Origin of the sequence: Streptococcus sp. SP8, assembly GCF_030440045.1 — a bacterium.
GTDB lineage: Bacteria > Bacillota > Bacilli > Lactobacillales > Streptococcaceae > Streptococcus > Streptococcus parasanguinis_I.
Window position 1 is genome coordinate 201,551 of sequence record NZ_JAQFJL010000001.1, and the last position, 18,562, is coordinate 220,112.

Here is an 18,562-nt window from a genome sequence, read left to right on the forward strand (position 1 = left end):
TTAATGATTAGAAAGTTTCTCTTTAGCATAAGAAGTCATTTTTTCTGCTACTTCCTTATCGTAAGTAAACCCCATCTTTTGGGCCAGAATTTGAGCTTCTCGATTGAATAGCCCCATGGTAGCAAATAAAGACTGAGTGATTTTATCGATACTAGATAAATCAAGCAGTGCTGAGAACTCCTTCTCTTGCCCGCCTGGTAGATACTGGAAGAGGTACTTGTAGTTCTTTCCGATATCAACTGCTCCCTTATCGCTTGTCACCTGCCAAGCTAAGACCTTGAGGAGTTCTTGCTGACAAATGCCATAGAGGTGGTCTGTCGCATAGATAAGCTGATTTCTTCGAATGGCCTTGACAACATAAGCCGATACCCACCAAAATTCATTGCAGGATGCTACAAATTCCTCTTCAGTAGGCGGAGCGATCCAGTAGCGCTTGGAATTAGGCTGATAGGCTTCAAACAAGCCTTTGTCGTCTTTTATAACTTCAAAATTTGCTTCGCTGTCCACCCACTCTTGGATAGACTCCATGGGGCAGAGGGTTAAATCAATACGATTCCCATCTTCAAAAAGCATGAGATACAGACGACGGTGTCCCAGTCGGTTGTGCTGTTCGATGAATCGGTTTCCGTACTGATCCAACCAGGATAAATCTGAAATCAGGTCTTCTAGATCATCAACGATATAGACCACATCATAATCTTGAAACTTGTCTTTGGGTGCCCGAGGATTGGCTCGCGAACCGGATAAGGCCACTGCTTCCACTTGCAAGGACTCAGCTATTTGCAAAATCAGATTCATCATTTCTGTATCAGTTCTCATGTCGATTCCTTACCATTTCTACATCCCAGCATATTTACTTTATAGTAGAAAGTGATTAAAATACTGTATTTTCTTCCAAGGTAAACTTAACATTGTCTTCAATCCATTGACGACGTGGTGCAGCCTTATCTCCCATAAGGACAGAGACACGGCGTTCTGCACGCGCTAGATCATCAATGGTGACACGGATCAAAGTACGAGTTTCTGGATTCATGGTGGTTTCCCAAAGTTGGTCCGCATTCATTTCCCCCAACCCTTTGTAACGTTGGAGGGTTGCTCCACGGCCAAAGGTCCGACGCAACTCTTCTAATTCGCTATCTGTCCAAGCATAGGCTACTTCTTCTTTCTTGCCTTTGCCTTTCGACATCTTATAAAGAGGAGGAAGTGCAATGTAGACATGCCCTGCTTCTACCAAAGGGCGCATATAGCGATAGAAGAAGGTTAAAAGGAGGGTTTGAATGTGGGCACCATCCGTATCCGCATCGGTCATGATGATGATCTTATCGTAGTTAGCATCTTCCACTGAGAAATCAGCCCCAACTCCAGCACCGATGGTGTAAATCATGGTGTTGATTTCCTCGTTCTTGAGGATATCACTCATATTGGCCTTCTCAGTATTAAGAACCTTCCCACGAAGGGGGAGAATCGCTTGGAACTTCCGGTCCCGTCCTTGTTTGGCAGAACCGCCGGCTGAGTCTCCTTCGACCAGATAGAGTTCATTCTTCTTAGGATTTTTAGACTGGGCTGGTGTCAATTTACCAGACAAAAGTCCCTTGTCCTTTTTGCTCTTCTTGCCATTTCGGCTTTCATCCCGCGCTTTTCGAGCGGCTTCACGCGCATCCCGGGCTTTAATAGCCTTACGAATGAGATTAGAAGCCAATTCTCCATTTTCCATCAGGAAGAAGGTCAATTTATCAGAAACAATGCTATCGACTACTGGACGAGCCAAGGGACTTCCTAATTTGTCTTTGGTTTGTCCTTCAAACTGCAAATGAGCTTCTGGAACCAAGATTGAAAGAACCGCAGACAAACCTTCACGGTAATCTGATCCTTCCAGATTCTTGTCTTTTTCTTTGAGGAGCCCTGTCTTTCTTGCATAGTCGTTCATAGCCTTGGTAATGGCTGTCTTCAGACCCGTCTCATGGGTTCCCCCATCTTTAGTGCGAACATTATTAACGAAGGACAAGATATTATCTGAGTAGCCATCATTGTATTGCATGGCCACTTCTACCTGAAAACCATCTGATTCGCCACTAAAGTAGAGAACAGGTGTCAAAGTTTCCTTGTCTTCGTTCAAGTACTCTACGAAATCTTGGACACCATTTTCATAATGAAAGGCCACATGGTTGTCTTCTTCCTTACGGAGATCGGTCAGCGTCAGCGTCACGTCCTTCAGCAAGAAGGCTGATTCTTTGATTCGCTCAGCAATGGTATTGAATTTGAAATCCGTCGTTGAAAAGATGGTTGGATCTGGCATGAAGGTGACCTTGGTCCCTGTCTTAGACTTGGGAGCAGAGCCAATCTTTTCAAGGGTCGTAACTGGTTTTCCCCCATCTTCAAAACGTTGCTTGTAGACAGCTCCATCACGCGTAATTTCTACCTCTAGCCAGCTAGAAAGGGCATTGACGACAGAAGATCCCACTCCATGAAGACCTCCAGATGTCTTATAGCCTCCTTGGCCAAACTTCCCTCCGGCGTGGAGGACCGTAAAGATGACCTCAACGGTTGGTTTGCCCATAGCATGCATCCCGGTCGGCATTCCACGTCCCTGGTCTTCTACCGATAGAGAACCATCTTTATTAATCGTTACATCGATTTGTGATCCAAAGCCAGACAAGGCTTCATCGACCGCATTATCCACGATCTCCCAGACCATGTGATGCAAGCCATTTCCGTCGGTCGATCCGATATACATCCCTGGACGTTTACGGACCGCATCCAACCCTTCTAGTACCTGAATGGCATCGTCATTATAATTATTAATATTGATTTCCTTTTTTGCCACAAGGAACCTCCTGTTTGTTCATCTTTTCTATATTACAGTTTTTTAGGAAATTTTGCAAAATTTTTTCTCTTTATATGGAGATTTCTATATCTCAGTAAAAAAAGCTGGCTTGACACTTTCTTCAGATGTCACACTTGAACTCCAGAAATTGCTTTTTCTATCGATGGCTTTTTGATATAATGAGAGTATGATAAAAGAAATAAGTGTTTTAATTTTAGCCTATCTGTTAGGCTCCATTCCTTCGGGATTATGGATTGGGAAAATCTTTTTCCATATTAATTTACGGGAACATGGCTCGGGCAATACAGGAACGACCAATACCTTTCGGATTTTAGGGAAGAAAGCTGGGGTCATTGTCTTTACGATTGATTTCTTGAAAGGAACTTTGGCCGTTCTCCTTCCGACTTTCTTTGGAATTCAGGGGATCTCGCCGATGGTCTTTGGTCTCTTAGCCGTTTTGGGGCACACTTTCCCAATTTTTGCTGGATTCAAGGGTGGAAAAGCAGTGGCGACGAGTGCTGGTGTTTTACTTGGTTTCTCGCCTATCCTGCTACTCATTTTAGCTGTTTATTTTGTAGCCAGCCTTTATTTAACCAGCATGATTTCGTTTTCGAGTGTTACCGTTGCGCTACTCGCAATTCTATCGGTCCTCCTTCTCCCTTTGACTGGATGGATCTTGCACAACTATGATCCACTTTTTACAGTCATTGTCTTGGCCTTAGCGACCTTGATCATTCTTCGTCACAAGGATAATATCCAACGGATCAAAGAGAAAAAAGAAAATCTCATCCCTTGGGGAAAGAACATCACCCATCAACAACCAAAAAACTAGAGCAAGCGCTCTAGTTTTTTTTTTTATTGGGCTACATTTTTATTCTTGAACAGATATGCATTATAAGGCGTCAACCAAGTCCATCAGTATTTCCATAGGAGTTTTTTTCCTACGACCATTAACCGTTTCGATAAGATGATAAACTTTTAAACGATTGTCGTTACTGAAGACAAACTCAAAGCGAAACTCACGACCGTTGGGTGCCACTGTATCAAATTTCGTTTTATATTTATCATGAACGGGGCTAACTGGAAACTTATTGAAGAGCAAGCGTCGCTTATCTCCCGCTTCTTTTAGACAGTTTTCCAGCTCCTGACAATAGTCATAAAACAGCTGATAGAGGTCTTCTTCTGAAATTCTTCTTCTCCGAACCAATGATTTAAAATCCGAAAAATTTCTGCGCGGGATGTCAATACTAAATGAAAATCCCTCCTGATTGATTCTTTCTAAAAATCCATCTCTTGAAATCATAGAACCACTCTTTCTTTTATCAATCTGTAATGAACCCTTATTGTTTCTATTCATAGTCAATCCATTATGTAATCAAGCAGATCCATCAAGGTTAGTTTCTTACGACCATTGACAGACTCAAATAAATTATAAACTCTTAGTTCTTGGTTCTTTTTAAAAGCAAACTCAAAACGGAACTCGCGGCCATTACATGCGGCTACATAAAATCCGGTCTGATACTTCCTCTTATCCTCTACTACCTGCATTTGCCGGTCTTCTACCTCTCTACAAAGTGAAAGAAAGATCTGATAGAGTTGCTCCTCAGAGAGCCTTTTTCTTCGAACCAATGACTTGAAGTTATTGTACTGCCACCATGGGATCTGGATGTTGAAGGAAAAACCTTCCTTATTGGCTTTATCGATAAACGCTTTTCTGGAGACCATACTAACTCCTCTTCTATTGGAACATCCTTTGCCTCTATTATACCATCTTTTATCCTTTCACAAAAACAGCATCCCAAATGGAATGCTTTTTTGTTTCTTAATAGTATTCCCCTTGGCGGTAGTTCCAAGAGTTGAAATGATCAGATAAGTGCATCATGATCTTATCAATATCCAATCCTTTACGAATCACAACTGGACAAGTATTGACAGAACGGCTACCTGCTCCTTGTTCTGGAATCAATTTTCCTTCGGCATCAACCATAGAGACCATCACACCTTGTTCATAGCGAGTTTCAATGGTCTTGTCTGGTTGGATAGAGGCTACATAATCGTCAGCTTCGATGACCAAGTCCACGGCACTTTCGATTCGCTCACCAATTCCTTCAACCTTCCCGCGGTTTCCTTTACCTGAAGGGTTGGCTGAAGAGGCGTAAACCATCTTGCCTTCTTTTTCCCACATTTCTTTGGCGATTTGCTCACCAGCTTTACCAAATTTAATGACAAAACAGCTGGTTCCATGAACGTCTGTCATGAGTTCTTCGCGTCCATCTCCGAAGGCTTGTAATTTTGCATAGGCATCTTCACGCCAAGGAAGGATACAACCAAGCAAGATATCTTCATCCCAATGTTTTTGGTAGAAGGCTTCAATTTCAGGATTCAATTGCGCAAGGGCGCGGAGTTCATCCATGCTTCCACAAAGAACGACACCTGGTTTGTTGCGGTTACGTTCTTTGGCTTCAAACTTCCGTTCCAAGCCAGCTTTGTCGCTAGTCATGATGATATAGCCGACTTTGGTAGGGCAGACGATACAGCCACCCTCTCCTTTAAGAATGTCAAATCCTTCTTGTGAAAGTGTTCCGTCCCATTGAATGTGTTTTGTCATAAATTTCGTCCTCTTCTATTTCTTTTTTTCTATTCTATCAAAATTCCCAAAAAGCTTCAATGTATTTTCTGAAAATTCTTAATTAACTATACAATTTTTATTGCCAATAGGCGGGCCGATTCTTCTCATAAGCAGCAATCAAGTCCTCGTATTGGAGGGTAATCCCAATATCATCTAGACCGTTGAGTAATTTGTGCTTCCAATCTTGATCGATCTCAAAGCAAAACTCTCCAACAGGCGAGATGATCTTCTGCTCTTCCAAATCTACTGTCACTGGATCTGTCGGCTTCAAACTTGCCAATTTTTGACGAACCTCTAGCGGTTGGACAATCGGAAGCATGCCATTATTGAGCTCATTATTGTAATGGATATCTCCGAAGGATCCGGCGATAACGACTTTAAAGCCATAATCAGCTAAAGCCCAGGCCGCGTGCTCCCGAGAGGAACCAGCCCCAAAATTGTCACCAGTGATCAAAATGGTCGCCTTGCGGTATTCTGGCTTGTTAAAGATAAAATCTGGATCCTCAGTATATTGGTCATCCAAATAGCGCCAAGCATACATGAGGTATTTCCCAAAACCTTTTTTATCAATTAACTTTAAGAATTGCTTGGGGAGGATTTGGTCAGTATCAATATTATCGTTCATCAAAGGAACTGTAGTTCCCGTATAACTGGTAAATTTCTCCATGCTTCCTCCTTTTACTCGACTTCTGGCATTTGGCGCACATCGACAAAGCGACCAGCGATTGCTGCTGCAGCGGCCATTGCTGGGCTACAGAGATGGGTCTTAGCCCCAAATCCTTGACGATCTTCAAAGTTCCGGTTGCTAGTAGAAGCACAGTGGACGCCATCTGGAACCTTGTCTGGGTTCATTCCTAGACACATGGAGCATCCTGGATCACGCCATTCAAAGCCCGCATCCATGAAGATCTTGTCTAAGCCTAATTTTTCAGCGGCTTGCTTAACTGGACGAGAGCCAGGTACCACAATAGCAGTTAAGTTTGGCGCAATTTTTTTGCCTTTCACAAACTTGGCTGCCAACTCCAAATCGCTGAGACGCGCATTGGTACAAGAACCGATAAAGATATAGCCTAATTCAATGTCTGCTGGTTTTTGGCCAGGTTCAAGATCCATATAATGATAAGCCCGTTCATCATTCATGTCCCGAATCTCTGGAAATGGAGTCTCAAAGTCCACTCCCATAGAAGGATTGGTCCCCCAAGTCACCATCGGAGCAAGATCAGATACATCCATACGGATGACCTTATCATAAACGGCATCGTCATCACTGACTATAGTCTTCCAATCAGCTACTGCGGCCTCAAAATCATCTGGCACACATTCGCGTCCCCGGAGGTAGTCAAAGGTCGTCTCATCTGGATTCATGATCCCCATTTTGGACCCGAACTCGATCGACATGTTACAGATGGTCATGCGTTCTTCCATGGTCAAGCGATCAATTGCTTCTCCCCGATACTCTACGACATAGCCAACTCCACAAGCAACACCGTAGCGCGCTATCAAAGCTAGGATGTAATCCTTTGAATAGATCCCTTTTTGTGGGGTTCCGGTGAATTCAACCAACATTTTCTTTGGTTTGACTTGCCAGATGGTTTGGGTGGCAAAGACATGCTCCACTTCACTGGTTCCAATCCCAAAGGCAATGGCACCAAAGGCTCCGTGGGTTGCGGTATGGCTGTCTCCACAGACAATAAATTTTCCAGGCTGTGTCCGACCGGTTTCAGGGCCCACCATATGAACGATTCCTTGCTTAGCAGAACCATGGGCAGCATGATCAATCCCAAAGTCCACCACATTCTCAGCTAATTTATCAATCTGGGCTTTTGAAATCACATCACGAATATCAAAAATATTGACCGTTGGAACATTGTGATCAAAGGTTCCAAAGGTTAAATCGGGTCGTCGGACCTTGCGTCCTGCATCCCGTAATCCTTGAAAGGCTTGCGGACTCGTCACTTCGTGGATGTAGTGTTGGTCCACATACATGAGTTGGGGTTGCCCTTCCACTCCTGTAATAACATGGCGGTCCCAAAGTTTATCAAAGATTGATTTTCCACTCATCGTCTTTCTCCTTTTATCTTCTTGTTAGGAAATCCATTGAAGGATTAGAAAGAGGGCACCTGCTAAAAGTAGGCTACTGCCCCACCAGCTAGCTTGAAAATACCATTTCCGCACCTTGTGGTGAAAGAGATATCCGCCTAGTAGAGCTCCGAATCCACCAAGTAGCCAGCTCTCGAGTAACAGGACCTTTTCAGGAATCCGCCACCTCTTTTGGATAGCTTTTCGTTTATCTAAACCATAGGTCAGAAATACGATACTATTCCAAATAGCAATAAGAACTAAACAGCGATCTCTCCAAGTCATCTTAGAGATTCCCAATAATGGCTGCAGTCATCTCAGCAGTAGAAGCCTGACCACCTAGATCTCGCGTTAAGATTCCTTGATTCAAGGTTTGATTGACAGCTTCTTCGATCATTTCTGCACCTGCTGTTTCTCCAAAACTGTCTCGGAGCATCATGGCAACGGACAGGATCATGGAGATCGGATTGGCAATGCCTTGACCAGCAATATCAGGTGCTGAACCATGAATCGGTTCGTACATACTTGGCCCTTGGTCAGAATGACTAGCAGATGGCATCACGCCTAGTGTTCCTGGAAGGACGCTCGATTCGTCAGATAAGATATCTCCAAATAAATTCTCTGTTACGACGACATCAAAGCGAGCTGGATTGGTGATCATGATCATGGCTGCACTATCGACAAGCTGGTGCTCTAAGGTCACATCTGGAAATTCTTTGGCAACTTCTTCTGCTACTTGGCGCCATAATTTAGATGTTGCAAGGACATTTTGCTTATCGATACTGGTCACTTTCTTGCCACGTCCTTGCGCAATTTTGAAGGCTTGGCGCATAATCCGACGGATTTCTTCTGCGCTGTAATCATTGATATCGCGCGCTGTATCTTCTTTCAAGATATGCTCTCCAAAGTAAATCCCACCTGTCAATTCACGCACGACTACAAAGTCGACACCCTCGATACGCTCTGGTTTCAAAGGAGACAGATGTTTTAAGGCGTCAAAAATCCGTACAGGACGAATATTGGCAAAGAGATTTAATTCCTTGCGAATAGCGAGCAGGCCTTGTTCTGGACGAACAGGAGCATGGTCATACTCAGGACTCCCGATGGCTGCGAGAAGAATAGCATCCGCTCCTTTAGCTGCTTCGAGAGTATCTTGGGGAAGTGGGTGGCCAGCGGCATCAATCCCAGCACCCCCAAAAGGTTTGTCTTCTAGACTATAATCAAAGCCAATTTTGGGAGCAACGGCTGCGAGAACCTCTAGTCCAGCTGCCATGATCTCAGGGCCAATCCCATCTCCTGCAAGTGTTACAATTTTCTTTGTCATGTTCATTTCCTCTTAGGCTTGTGGAAGATCCCGGTAAGAGACAGTTCGTCCCATTTCACCCGCATTCTCTTTTTGAACCAGCGTATTGGCATTGATATAAGCAATGGCAGAGGCTTTTAATACGTCAAAGTCCAAACCAGAGGCATTGAAGATCGTATCTGTATCGACATTTTCCACCGATACCAAGACACGGGCTTGAGCGTCGATCCCATCTGTCACTGCATCGATATTGTAAGAGGTCAAGCGAACGGTTTGGTTGAAGAATTTATCAATCGCATTAAAGATGGCTTCAACCGACCCTTGACCATTGGCAAGGAACTCAAGCACTTCCCCTTCTTCATTGCTGAGGCTAACTGCTGCTGTAATCGTTTCGTCTGCATTGGTGGTTAAGCGGAGATCGTTAAATTGGAATCCTTCTGGATTTTCCACTGCTGTACCGGCAACAAGGGCGCGGATATCGGCATCTGTGATCTCGTGTTTCTTGTCTGCCAGAGATTTGAACTTAGCAAACAATGGCTTGATGTCTTCCTCTGTAAATTCCAGTCCCAACTCATGCAGTTTTTCGACAAAGGCATGGCGACCAGACAATTTTCCAAGCGGAAGGCTGTTGCTCTTAACACCCACCAACTCAGGGGTGATGATTTCATAAGTAAGAGGATTTTTAAGGACCCCATCTTGGTGGATTCCAGACTCGTGTGAGAAGGCATTGCCACCAACAACTGCCTTGTTTTTAGGAATTGGAATACCAGAGTAACGAGAGACCAACTCAGAAGTGTTGATGGTTTCATTAAGGACAATCGGACTCTCCACTTGAAAATAGTCTTCGCGAATATTGAGAGCAACTGCTACTTCTTCAAGCGCCGCATTGCCGGCCCGCTCCCCGATTCCATTAATGGTTCCTTCGACACGACGGGCACCATTTTTAACAGCAGCGAGGCTATTCGCCACGGCCATACCTAGGTCATCATGGCAATGAGGGGAATAGATAATCTCGCGGTCTGTCTTGACATGGTCAATCAAGTATTTGAAAATGGCACCGTACTCTGCTGGTGTCGTAAAACCGACTGTATCAGGAATGTTGATATAGCTGGCACCAGCATCGACTGCAGTCTGTACGACTTGCAAGAGGAAATCCAATTCCGTCCGGGTCGCATCTTCGGGAGAGAATTCAACAATCTCAAATTTTGAGCGAGCGTAAGAAACGTGCTCTTTGATGGCTTCAAGAATTTCTTCCTTTGTCTTGTTGAGTTTAAACTCCCGGTGAATCGGACTGGTTGCGATAAAGACGTGAATTTGCGGATACTTAGCATCCTTCAAGGCTTCATAACAAGCGTCAATATCTGATTTGACAGAACGGGCCAAACCTGTCACGGCTGTCTTGGTCAAGACCTTGGCAATCTCTTGAACAGCAGTGAAGGAATCCGGACTAGCTGCAGGAAAACCTGCTTCAATAGCAGAAATACCCCATTTTTCCAATTGTTTAGCAATGGCAATTTTTTCTTTGATAGAGAAATTAACTCCTGGAGTCTGTTCACCGTCCCGAAGGCTGGTATCTAAAAATTCAACTTTACGCATAGGGTCTCCTCATTTCTATGTAGTGGATATAAAGAAAAACATCTCACTCGGTTAACCAAGCGAGATGTTTTTGCCCGCTTGGTAAGCCAAACAGGACTAATGCTTCTGCACTAGCCCTTGTACCTCAACAACAAAGTAAATTGAATAAACTTAGCTGTTTTCATGTTTGACTTTCTCCTTTGTTCAATGTCTTGTTTAGTATTTTAGCATAGGGAAAAAGCAATGTCAAGAATTTTCTGTAATATTCTGAATTTTTTGAATAGAAACAAAATAAAGCTTTCAGTTCTAGTTAGATTGAGGATAAAGTCATCTTAGAAACTTTCCGTCATGAGAATAGTGCTAGAAACACTATTGTTTCTAGCACTCGGAATTATTGAACCTAAGGAAATTTTTTAAGATGATTGTGAATTCAATTTGAATAGCCTCTTTCGCCCTACTTCTTCTGATACAAATCAAAAACGATCTTGTCATTATAGAGATCAATGGTATTGGCCTTGACGTAAATTCCAAAATCATTGTCAATTTTTGGTAGTACAATGGTAATGGTAGACTCCTTTGGAGAAATCTGGATAAAATCTGGGATATTTTTATTTTTGCTTAAAAGTCGCAAAACCATTTTTTGTGGAATTTGAAAGGTTCCGACTGAAAAATCCTTCACCGTCAAGAGAATATTCCCGTTTTCCAATTTGGATGGTTGAAAGTAAATATATAAGGGATACTCCTTTCCTAAGAGACTCAACTGCCCTTCTAATAGGATTTGCTGATTGTCCGCATAGACCTTGTAGTCGGACAGCTTATATTTTTTCAGAAGCGATTTGATGGTATCATTGAGTTGATCTCGAGTCGTTGTCATGGTTCCAACTTTGACATCTTTGGTTCCAACTGCTTGATGAAGCTGACTAACATCTTCTCTTGGCGTCGCTAAGCGTCCTTGCACAACTATAGCGAAGGCTAAGAGAAGGCTGACCAAGCCTAAAAACAACCATTTCCAAATATTGATTTTTTGAAGGAAGGGGACCTTCTCTTTGTTGGGATTATTTTTGACTCCAAGTTTTCTTCGTGGCATTGATTTTCTCCAATATTGCTTGTTTCATCTTTTCATAGCCCGTATTGTTGGGGTGAAAACTATCCTCTTCATACAGGGCATCATTGATAACGGTTGTCTTCCCGTCACTGATTTCTGATACGCCCATTTTTCCATCAATTCCTTTATAGAGTAGATCATTGATCGGAACGAAATAGACCTGATCAAATTGCGCGATGGTTTCTTCTGTCGTCTCATTCCAACGATCTACAGCCGTCTGGATACTAGTTAATTCAGGAAAATTCAGGTAAAGAGGATTGTAGATCCCCACTACATAAATAGGAAGATGGGGATTGTCCTTTCTGGCCTTTGTAATAATTTCTTTGAGGTTCGCTGTATAATTCTTGAGCGGCTTTTGGATATCCGATAGGGAAAAGTCACTCAGATGATCGACAACGACTTTGCGCAGGTCATTTCCCCCAACCGTTAAGGTCATGACACGCGCCTTTTTGAGATCCTTCTGAAGATCTGTTTGCTTCTTGAGTCGATCTAAGATCTGAGCACTTGTATTCCCAGCTACTCCATAGTTGACAGGCTGGTACTGACCGTCATTTTCATTGGATAGGCTTTGGGCAAGAATGGGCACGAAGCCCCCTTGCTTGGTGCTATCCCCTACTCCTTCAGTCAGTGAATCCCCTAGAGCTACATAAGTATAGGTGATTTCTTTCGCAGCCGTTTTGGGCTTGGTCATACGAGGGGATGCAGTTGGTAGCAGAGCACGAAATAGAAAGACAAAGACAAGAAGGCTGGTTAAAAAGAAAACCAAGCCTTGCATCATTTTTTTAAGATTCATATGAATACGATCGCTTATCCTTGAAAAATCACTTGTCCATCACAGATTGTATAAGCAACTTTCCCTTTTAATGTTTCACCCACAAATGGTGAATTGCCAGCTTTTGAAGCGAAATGATCCGATACCAGACGATCTGCTTCTGGATCAAAGATGGTTAAATCAGCCGGTCCATCCACTGCGATATAGCCAGCATCAAAATCATAGAGACGTGCTGGATTATAGGACATCTTTTCAAGCAATTGCATCAGGCTTAAATGGCCAGCATGCACCAAGTAGGTCAAACCAATAGAGAGCGAAGTTTCAAGCCCAGTCATGCCAGATGGTGCTTTGGTAATATCAGGAACATTCTTCTCATTTGCATGGTGAGGCGCGTGGTCAGTCGCAATCACAGAGATGACGCCTGACTTCAAGCCTTCAATCACTGCTAGACGGTCAGATTCCAAGCGAAGAGGTGGATTCATCTTAGCATTGCTTCCCTTAGTCAAGAGCAGACTTTCTGTTTTCGAAAAGTGTTGAGGTGCCACTTCTGCCGTCACATGAGCACCTAATCCTTGGGCAAATTCCACCACCTTGACACTTTCTTCCTTGGAAAGGTGTTGGATATGGAGGTGAGCACCTGTCGCATGGGCAATCATGGCATCACGCGCAGCCATTGAATATTCAGCTACACCCGTCGCCCCACAGACATGGAAGTGTTCCTTGGCAATGTTTTCATTCAAACCAAGAATGCCATTCAACTCAGGGTCTTCTTCATGCAGACTAATAAAGGTTCCTAGACGCTTAGCTTCTTCCAAAGCTTGGCGGACAACCTTAGTGCTTTGAAGGGGAATCCCATCATCTGAAAATCCTACTGCACCAGCCTTAAGCAGGCCTTCAAAATCTGTCAGGTGTTGACCGTCAAAGTTCTTAGTCACCGTCGCAACCGTATGAATGTGAAGATTTTCCTTGGCTGCAGAATCTAAGACTTCCTCTAAGGTCGTAATATCTGAAATGGTCGGATTGGTATTGGCCATCATGACCACTCGAGTAAAACCACCAGCAGCTGCGGCTAAGGCACCCGTATGAATGTCTTCTTTATGAGTTTGACCGGGTTCGCGGAAATGCACGTGTACATCGATCAAACCAGGTGCCACAACCAGACCAGTAGCATCAAGGACTTCTTGTCCATCCGTTGGGAGGTTTTCAGCGATCTCTACAATTTTCTTTCCTTCGATACGAAGGTCACAGACTTGATCCAAGCCGGTCTTGGGATCCATGACGCGACCATTTTTAATGACAACCATTGCATTCTCCTTTATTCATAAAAATCAACATGCGACTCTAACAAACGGTCGCCGTCATAGCGAAACATTGCAGAAAAGAAGGGTTTATCCTCCAACAACCACTCGACAAAGGTGTGGTCCCCTTCCCAGGTTGGTTTTGAGAGGACTTGATCATAAGGTACCCACTCCAAGGTCCCTTCGTTACACTCGATCAGTTCTCCCTCAAAATCTGTTACCTTGAAGACATAGGTATACCAGTCCAAATCTGGAGTAAACTCGGGAAAGGTAATGATCCCTTTCAAGACTGGCTTGGCTCTAAGGCCCGTCTCCTCAAAAATCTCACGCGCAGCACACTCCTGTGGGGTTTCCCCGCGTTCTAATTTTCCTCCAACTCCGATCCATTTACCTTCATGGACATCATTGGGCTTTTTATTGCGATGCAACATGAGAAATTCTTTCCCATTGTCAATGTAACAAATCGTTGCTAATTGTGGCATTTCTTTCTCCTATCTTAACCAATCAATCGGCTCACGTCCCGCCTCTTTCAAAAATTGATTGGTTTTTGAAAAGGGTTGGGAACCAAAGAATCCTCGGTAGGCCGATAAAGGACTTGGGTGAGCTGATTCAAGGACCAGATGTCGATCGTGGGTAATCAGAGGCTTTTTCTTACGGGCATAAGATCCCCAGAGGATAAAGACAACAAGCTCCTCCAACTCATTGACCACCTTAATCACAGCATCTGTGAAAGGCTCCCAAATTTGTCCTGCATGGCCATTGGCCTGACCAGCAGGCACCGTCAAGCAGGCATTGAGTAAGAGCACGCCTTGCTCTGCCCAAGAGGTCAGATCATGGGAACGCTTCTCTCCGATATCTGAGCGCAATTCTTTGAGAATATTTTGCAAAGAAGGCGGCGCTGGTACATGATCTGGAACAGAAAAACTTAAGCCCTGCGCTTGATCCGGTCCATGGTAGGGATCTTGGCCTAAAATCAAGACCTTGACCTGATCCATCTCTGTCGTCTGCAAGGCCTTAAAGACCTTGTCACGCGGTGGATAAACCACTCCTTTGCTATAGACTTCATTCATAAAGTCATTGATCTGGTGAAAATACCCTTCTGGAAGATGGGATTTGATGGCTTCATGCCAGGGTGAATGCTGCATGGAAACTCTCCGCTATCCAATAAATTCTTACCTTCCATTATACCACATTTGGCGCAGATCCACTGGATAAAAAAGAGGCTGAACATTTTTGTCCAACCTCTGTTTCTGCCTGTCAAACAAGCGAGAGCTTTTATGTATTTTCTTTCTTGGTAAATCCTGCTAGACCGATCGAAGCGACTAGTAAAATTTGCGGTAAGAATTGGATGAGGTAGCGGGTCTTCCCACCTTCAAAGATGGTCAAAAAGAGCAAACCACCAAAGACCGCTAAGGAAAGGAAGTTAAAGTCATCTGTATCTCGACGTTTGAGATAAGCTCCAACCAAACCAGCCGATAGGATGATCCAGATCACCTGCTTGACAAATTCATAATACTTGTACTGCGGTCGATCAATGCTGAGGAAATAGGTCCGCACCCATTTTGCCAAACCATTATTTTTAGTCAGAGGTGCATAGAGAGGATTGATAAAAGGCGTCTTCTCATACTCTACATCTCGGTAGAGCCAGCCCAGGGTTCCTTCTGCTACCGTCAAGGATTGCTTGTAGTAGATATGCCCGATCAGACCGAACGGTCCGTACTCCTTGAGACGGCGCTTGATTTCTTTGATCACATTTTCTTTTTTAAAGAGGCCATTGTTGTAATCCGAGCGCTTGTCCTCATCGATATAGGCCAGCAAGCCTTCTTTCATATCTTCTTGGTTATGCCCCATATCCGTCAAGCCTAGATTGATAAACAAGAGTGGTCCTTTAGCCAAACCTTCTTGTTTCAAAATTGGTACAACTGTTTGATGATTGACCGCTGTATTCAATCCTGCAAAGACAAAGCCCGTCATCATCACTGTCACCGTAGCAATCTTGCCAAAGGACTTCCAGTTTCCTCTAAAGAAGAGGACAGCCCAAAAGGCAATCATGATAATAATCGTCGTTGGACGGATCAACATGGTCACGCCAGATAAAATCCCTAAAGCAAACATCTTCTTCCAGGAGACTGCTTGATCTTCCTTTAAGAGATCCAAGGCCCACCATAATTGAAGGGCAATCAAAGGAAGCGGCGGAATATCTGTATACATGGAATAGAAATAAGGCGAGTAACAGATCAAGCTCACATAGAAGAGATAGACCAGATCAGCCGTTTTTTGATTGAAATGCTTCTGGGACAGCTTGTACAAGAGAACTGCACCCAGATTGACATAGAGGATATTGAGAGCCTGCATGACCCACAGACCGCTAGAGCCAAATAAGACATAGAAAAACTTCTCGTAAAGAAAGAGCGGAATGTTATTGGGATTGCGACTGAGGTAGTTGGTGATAGAGGATTGCTTAAGAAGATCAAAAGCCCCTTTGAAAACAACCGCAGCATCCCGACGGATAAAGAGCTCCGCACAGACCATAACAATCAACTGAAAGACAAGGGCTCCAAGCAAGAAGCCTTTTTTATGCCGGGTCAACCAAGCAAAGGCACTCTTTAGCCCATCGCGTTTCAACCAGGCTAGCAGAAATAGCAATCCAGCACCTAAAATGGCTAGCCATGAAATCTCTCTCAGATAGGTCACACTGATCAAGAACCAGTGAACCATCACTAGCAACATGACAACATGAAGCATCCCAAATAGAATACGTTTACTTTTCGATAACATAGGTCCATTATATCAAAAAAACAGCATTTCTGCTGTTTTGGGGTGATCAACAACTGTAAAGTGCAAAGAAAAGTTGTTCTGAAATGTAATTTATAAACATACTCATTTTATCGAAGCAATTTTTAACTCTTAACCTTAACTAACAGACCTAAAATACTAGGATTAAAATGCATATTAACCCAAGATAAATTCCAACCGTTAGAATCATCCCGATTTTATAGAAACCGACTAAGCCGGCATATCGTTCGACAAAACCAATTTGTGGCTCGTTTGGATTATAAAAGACTGTCATAGGAGACCCAATTGGGAATATCATCCGCAAATCCAGATTTTTACCTGCTCCAAGAACATAGGTTCTATCGAAAACATTGGTTTGTCTTGACTTAGAAGAAGTCTCTCTGAAATAAGCGTAGGTAAAGGTCTTTTGGTATCTTTCGCCCCCGACTTGATACTCCACCACAGGCAGAGAAATAAGCAGTTGATTTTTTGAATCAAAAGCAACGACTTCTCCCATAACTTTTGCGGTTGATTCTGTTTTCACTTTTATTTCACGACGATACAAGGTGTAAAAGATAAGCAGCATGATCAAGAAAACAAGTGTCAAGATTCCCAAAATTAACCAAAATAATGTTGCTGTCATTAATTTTTCACCCTTTCACATAAACTAGTTGATTTCAAACCACTTGAAAAATCATCTTATTCTCCTCTTTTCAACCAATTCTGTTGTTGCGCCTTTTCTGCAAGACCTTTTGCTTTATTGATATCCAGTGATGTTGAATCCGAAGGGGCGTTAGATTCGATTTCTTCTTTCAATTCTTGTAAGGTTTGAACATCTTTCGGAGTCAAATTTGAGACCGTGCTAGATCCTTTTTCTGTCGAATTTTCTGGCACAGACTGGATCAAGCGATAGGTCTTAATCACTTCAGTTTCTGCGTCTGTTGTCGGAAGAGGACGATAAAACATAAAGAAACCAATAATGACAATCAGAAGAGACGTAATGGATACAAGAAACCCTTTTTGCAGATTCTCTACAGTTATTTTAGTATCTTTAGTAGACAAACTCTTCCATTCTGGATGTTCTTCCTCAGCTTCTTTTTTGGCGTTGAAAGCAGGGGTAACCAAGACTTGGTTCATCAAAGTCAGTGCCCCCAAGGCCATCAATAAAAATGGGATATGACGTGATTTACTTATGACCACTAAAATTCCTCCCGCAATAGCAATCAAACTGATGATGATATTGACGGTAAACCATACCCGAGCCTGCTTCTTCATTTGCAAATAATCTTCTTTTGACATCTTCTTCTCCCTTAAAAATAGATTTTCCTTCATCCATAAAAACAATTACTACTATCATACCGGATTTTACTTTGAGATTCAAGTTAACCACAAACTAGTGAAAAGAGTATAAAAAAGAAGCGTTAAAAACGCTTCCGTCCTATTATTTATTTTGCCAAGTTTCTTGGTTTTCCTTGAAACGGTGCAACAACTCTAAACCTTCAGAGGTGATGTAACCTTGTTCTTCTGCCAAATGAATCAATTCTGTATAGTTAGACAAGGTTTCAAGTTGAACGCCAGCTTCCGCAAATTTCTTATCGGCTTTCTCCAATTGGTAGGTGAAGATAGCTACGACACCAAGAACGTCCGCTCCTTCACGCTTGGCAGCTGCGACAGCATCCAAGACAGATCCACCAGTAGAAATCAAATCTTCCACTACGACCATCTTTTGACCTTGAGGTACACGGCCTTCGATTTGGTTTCCAGCACCATGGTCTTTTGGTTTGCTACGGATGTAGGCAAATGGCAAATTCATCTTGTCCGCAATAATGGCTCCGTGAGGAATCCCTGCAGTTGCTGTCCCTGCAATTACTTCTACTTCAGGGAAAGCTTCCTTGATTTTATCTACAAATCCATTTTCGATCAAGGTACGAGTTTCAGGATAAGCGAGGGTTACACGGTTATCTGTATAAATAGGGGACTTGATCCCAGATGCCCAAGTAAAAGGTTCTTCTGGTTTCAAATAAACCGCTTCGATTTTCAAAAGATGGCTAGCAATATCTTTAGCTAATGACATGACGACTCCTTTATTACGATTTTAATCATATACGAATTAAATCAATAATTGATTCAAACAACAACATTACAGGTTAGTGAATGCGTTAGGAAAGGTCCCGTAGGACTTCCCGTAGAGCTACAAAAGTT

20 protein-coding genes are annotated in these 18,562 nt (G+C 43.1%); 1 reads left to right on the forward strand and 19 read right to left on the reverse strand.

What is annotated here, in order from left to right; genetic code table 11:
• Together PCY11_RS00960 and parE are read right to left on the reverse strand one after the other, a co-directional pair.
• Entirely contained in the window at positions 1-819 is an 819-nt protein-coding gene (locus PCY11_RS00960) for an aminoglycoside 6-adenylyltransferase (RefSeq protein WP_301362333.1), read from the reverse strand.
• 55 nt (positions 820-874) lie between these two features.
• Positions 875-2,824: a DNA topoisomerase IV subunit B gene (gene parE / locus PCY11_RS00965; RefSeq protein ID WP_003007156.1), complete on the reverse strand. Its 1,950-nt coding sequence runs from the start codon at positions 2,822-2,824 to the stop codon at positions 875-877.
• A 190-nt stretch (positions 2,825-3,014) separates the two neighbouring features.
• On the opposite strand from parE, the gene plsY reads away from it, so the two are divergent.
• Positions 3,015-3,656 (forward strand): glycerol-3-phosphate 1-O-acyltransferase PlsY, encoded by a 642-nt coding sequence (gene plsY, locus PCY11_RS00970; RefSeq protein WP_301362476.1) that lies wholly within the window; start codon positions 3,015-3,017, stop codon positions 3,654-3,656.
• A 60-nt stretch (positions 3,657-3,716) separates the two neighbouring features.
• Here the strand turns inward: plsY and PCY11_RS00975 are convergent, their stop codons facing one another.
• The 17 genes from PCY11_RS00975 to pyrE all read right to left on the reverse strand — a co-directional run bounded on the left by PCY11_RS00975 (position 3,717) and on the right by pyrE (position 18,434).
• Positions 3,717-4,127: a hypothetical protein gene (locus PCY11_RS00975; protein WP_042760061.1), complete on the reverse strand. Its 411-nt coding sequence runs from the start codon at positions 4,125-4,127 to the stop codon at positions 3,717-3,719.
• Positions 4,128-4,183: 56 nt separating this feature from the next.
• Positions 4,184-4,549 (reverse strand): hypothetical protein, encoded by a 366-nt coding sequence (locus tag PCY11_RS00980; RefSeq protein WP_024055813.1) that lies wholly within the window; start codon positions 4,547-4,549, stop codon positions 4,184-4,186.
• A 97-nt stretch (positions 4,550-4,646) separates the two neighbouring features.
• On the reverse strand, positions 4,647-5,432 hold the full coding sequence (locus tag PCY11_RS00985) for an L-threonylcarbamoyladenylate synthase (RefSeq protein ID WP_024055812.1): 786 nt from the start codon (positions 5,430-5,432) through the stop codon (positions 4,647-4,649).
• A 97-nt stretch (positions 5,433-5,529) separates the two neighbouring features.
• Complete coding sequence (gene leuD, locus PCY11_RS00990) at positions 5,530-6,120, reverse strand: 3-isopropylmalate dehydratase small subunit (protein WP_070846293.1); 591 nt, start codon at positions 6,118-6,120, stop codon at positions 5,530-5,532.
• A gap of 11 nt (positions 6,121-6,131) precedes the next feature.
• Complete coding sequence (leuC, locus tag PCY11_RS00995) at positions 6,132-7,514, reverse strand: 3-isopropylmalate dehydratase large subunit (RefSeq protein WP_024055810.1); 1,383 nt, start codon at positions 7,512-7,514, stop codon at positions 6,132-6,134.
• Positions 7,515-7,538: 24 nt separating this feature from the next.
• Complete coding sequence (locus PCY11_RS01000) at positions 7,539-7,817, reverse strand: DUF1294 domain-containing protein (protein WP_049474889.1); 279 nt, start codon at positions 7,815-7,817, stop codon at positions 7,539-7,541.
• A gap of 1 nt (position 7,818) precedes the next feature.
• Positions 7,819-8,856, reverse strand: coding sequence for a 3-isopropylmalate dehydrogenase (leuB, locus tag PCY11_RS01005; protein ID WP_049474888.1), 1,038 nt, complete (start codon positions 8,854-8,856; stop codon positions 7,819-7,821).
• A gap of 12 nt (positions 8,857-8,868) precedes the next feature.
• Positions 8,869-10,431: a 2-isopropylmalate synthase gene (locus PCY11_RS01010; RefSeq protein ID WP_070674014.1), complete on the reverse strand. Its 1,563-nt coding sequence runs from the start codon at positions 10,429-10,431 to the stop codon at positions 8,869-8,871.
• A 433-nt stretch (positions 10,432-10,864) separates the two neighbouring features.
• Positions 10,865-11,497, reverse strand: coding sequence for a YpmS family protein (locus tag PCY11_RS01015; protein ID WP_021153114.1), 633 nt, complete (start codon positions 11,495-11,497; stop codon positions 10,865-10,867).
• Positions 11,466-12,308 carry an SGNH/GDSL hydrolase family protein gene (locus PCY11_RS01020; RefSeq protein ID WP_070846296.1) on the reverse strand — a complete coding sequence of 281 codons (843 nt, stop codon included), beginning with the start codon at positions 12,306-12,308 and terminating at the stop codon, positions 11,466-11,468. The genes PCY11_RS01015 and PCY11_RS01020 overlap by 32 nt, the downstream gene beginning before the upstream one ends.
• A gap of 14 nt (positions 12,309-12,322) precedes the next feature.
• Complete coding sequence (locus PCY11_RS01025) at positions 12,323-13,591, reverse strand: dihydroorotase (protein WP_070846298.1); 1,269 nt, start codon at positions 13,589-13,591, stop codon at positions 12,323-12,325.
• Positions 13,592-13,602: 11 nt separating this feature from the next.
• Entirely contained in the window at positions 13,603-14,067 is a 465-nt protein-coding gene (locus tag PCY11_RS01030) for an 8-oxo-dGTP diphosphatase (RefSeq protein ID WP_003003493.1), read from the reverse strand.
• Between the two features lie 9 nt (positions 14,068-14,076).
• On the reverse strand, positions 14,077-14,730 hold the full coding sequence (locus tag PCY11_RS01035) for a uracil-DNA glycosylase (protein ID WP_070846300.1): 654 nt from the start codon (positions 14,728-14,730) through the stop codon (positions 14,077-14,079).
• 130 nt (positions 14,731-14,860) lie between these two features.
• Positions 14,861-16,363: a glycosyltransferase family 39 protein gene (locus PCY11_RS01040; RefSeq protein ID WP_070846302.1), complete on the reverse strand. Its 1,503-nt coding sequence runs from the start codon at positions 16,361-16,363 to the stop codon at positions 14,861-14,863.
• Between the two features lie 148 nt (positions 16,364-16,511).
• Positions 16,512-17,003, reverse strand: a complete 492-nt coding sequence (locus PCY11_RS01045; protein ID WP_070846304.1) for a DUF3592 domain-containing protein — start codon at positions 17,001-17,003, stop codon at positions 16,512-16,514.
• A gap of 56 nt (positions 17,004-17,059) precedes the next feature.
• Positions 17,060-17,659 (reverse strand): hypothetical protein, encoded by a 600-nt coding sequence (locus tag PCY11_RS01050; RefSeq protein WP_070846306.1) that lies wholly within the window; start codon positions 17,657-17,659, stop codon positions 17,060-17,062.
• A gap of 142 nt (positions 17,660-17,801) precedes the next feature.
• Positions 17,802-18,434, reverse strand: a complete 633-nt coding sequence (gene pyrE / locus PCY11_RS01055) for an orotate phosphoribosyltransferase (protein ID WP_003003338.1) — start codon at positions 18,432-18,434, stop codon at positions 17,802-17,804.
• Between the last annotated feature and the right edge of the window lie 128 nt (positions 18,435-18,562).

Coding starts and splice junctions, on each gene's coding strand:
- PCY11_RS01020 (WP_070846296.1), bottom strand. CDS start 12,308: ATGAATCTTAAAAAAATGATGCAAGGCTTGGTTTTCTTTTTAACCAGC.
- PCY11_RS01045 (WP_070846304.1), bottom strand. CDS start 17,003: ATGACAGCAACATTATTTTGGTTAATTTTGGGAATCTTGACACTTGTT.
- PCY11_RS00960 (WP_301362333.1), bottom strand. CDS start 819: ATGAGAACTGATACAGAAATGATGAATCTGATTTTGCAAATAGCTGAG.
- PCY11_RS00985 (WP_024055812.1), bottom strand. CDS start 5,432: ATGACAAAACACATTCAATGGGACGGAACACTTTCACAAGAAGGATTT.
- PCY11_RS01030 (WP_003003493.1), bottom strand. CDS start 14,067: ATGCCACAATTAGCAACGATTTGTTACATTGACAATGGGAAAGAATTT.
- leuB (WP_049474888.1), bottom strand. CDS start 8,856: ATGACAAAGAAAATTGTAACACTTGCAGGAGATGGGATTGGCCCTGAG.
- PCY11_RS01010 (WP_070674014.1), bottom strand. CDS start 10,431: ATGCGTAAAGTTGAATTTTTAGATACCAGCCTTCGGGACGGTGAACAG.
- PCY11_RS01000 (WP_049474889.1), bottom strand. CDS start 7,817: ATGACTTGGAGAGATCGCTGTTTAGTTCTTATTGCTATTTGGAATAGT.
- leuC (WP_024055810.1), bottom strand. CDS start 7,514: ATGAGTGGAAAATCAATCTTTGATAAACTTTGGGACCGCCATGTTATT.
- PCY11_RS00975 (WP_042760061.1), bottom strand. CDS start 4,127: ATGATTTCAAGAGATGGATTTTTAGAAAGAATCAATCAGGAGGGATTT.
- PCY11_RS01015 (WP_021153114.1), bottom strand. CDS start 11,497: ATGCCACGAAGAAAACTTGGAGTCAAAAATAATCCCAACAAAGAGAAG.
- PCY11_RS01025 (WP_070846298.1), bottom strand. CDS start 13,591: ATGGTTGTCATTAAAAATGGTCGCGTCATGGATCCCAAGACCGGCTTG.
- PCY11_RS01040 (WP_070846302.1), bottom strand. CDS start 16,363: ATGTTATCGAAAAGTAAACGTATTCTATTTGGGATGCTTCATGTTGTC.
- PCY11_RS00980 (WP_024055813.1), bottom strand. CDS start 4,549: ATGGTCTCCAGAAAAGCGTTTATCGATAAAGCCAATAAGGAAGGTTTT.
- leuD (WP_070846293.1), bottom strand. CDS start 6,120: ATGGAGAAATTTACCAGTTATACGGGAACTACAGTTCCTTTGATGAAC.
- pyrE (WP_003003338.1), bottom strand. CDS start 18,434: ATGTCATTAGCTAAAGATATTGCTAGCCATCTTTTGAAAATCGAAGCG.
- PCY11_RS01035 (WP_070846300.1), bottom strand. CDS start 14,730: ATGCAGCATTCACCCTGGCATGAAGCCATCAAATCCCATCTTCCAGAA.
- PCY11_RS01050 (WP_070846306.1), bottom strand. CDS start 17,659: ATGTCAAAAGAAGATTATTTGCAAATGAAGAAGCAGGCTCGGGTATGG.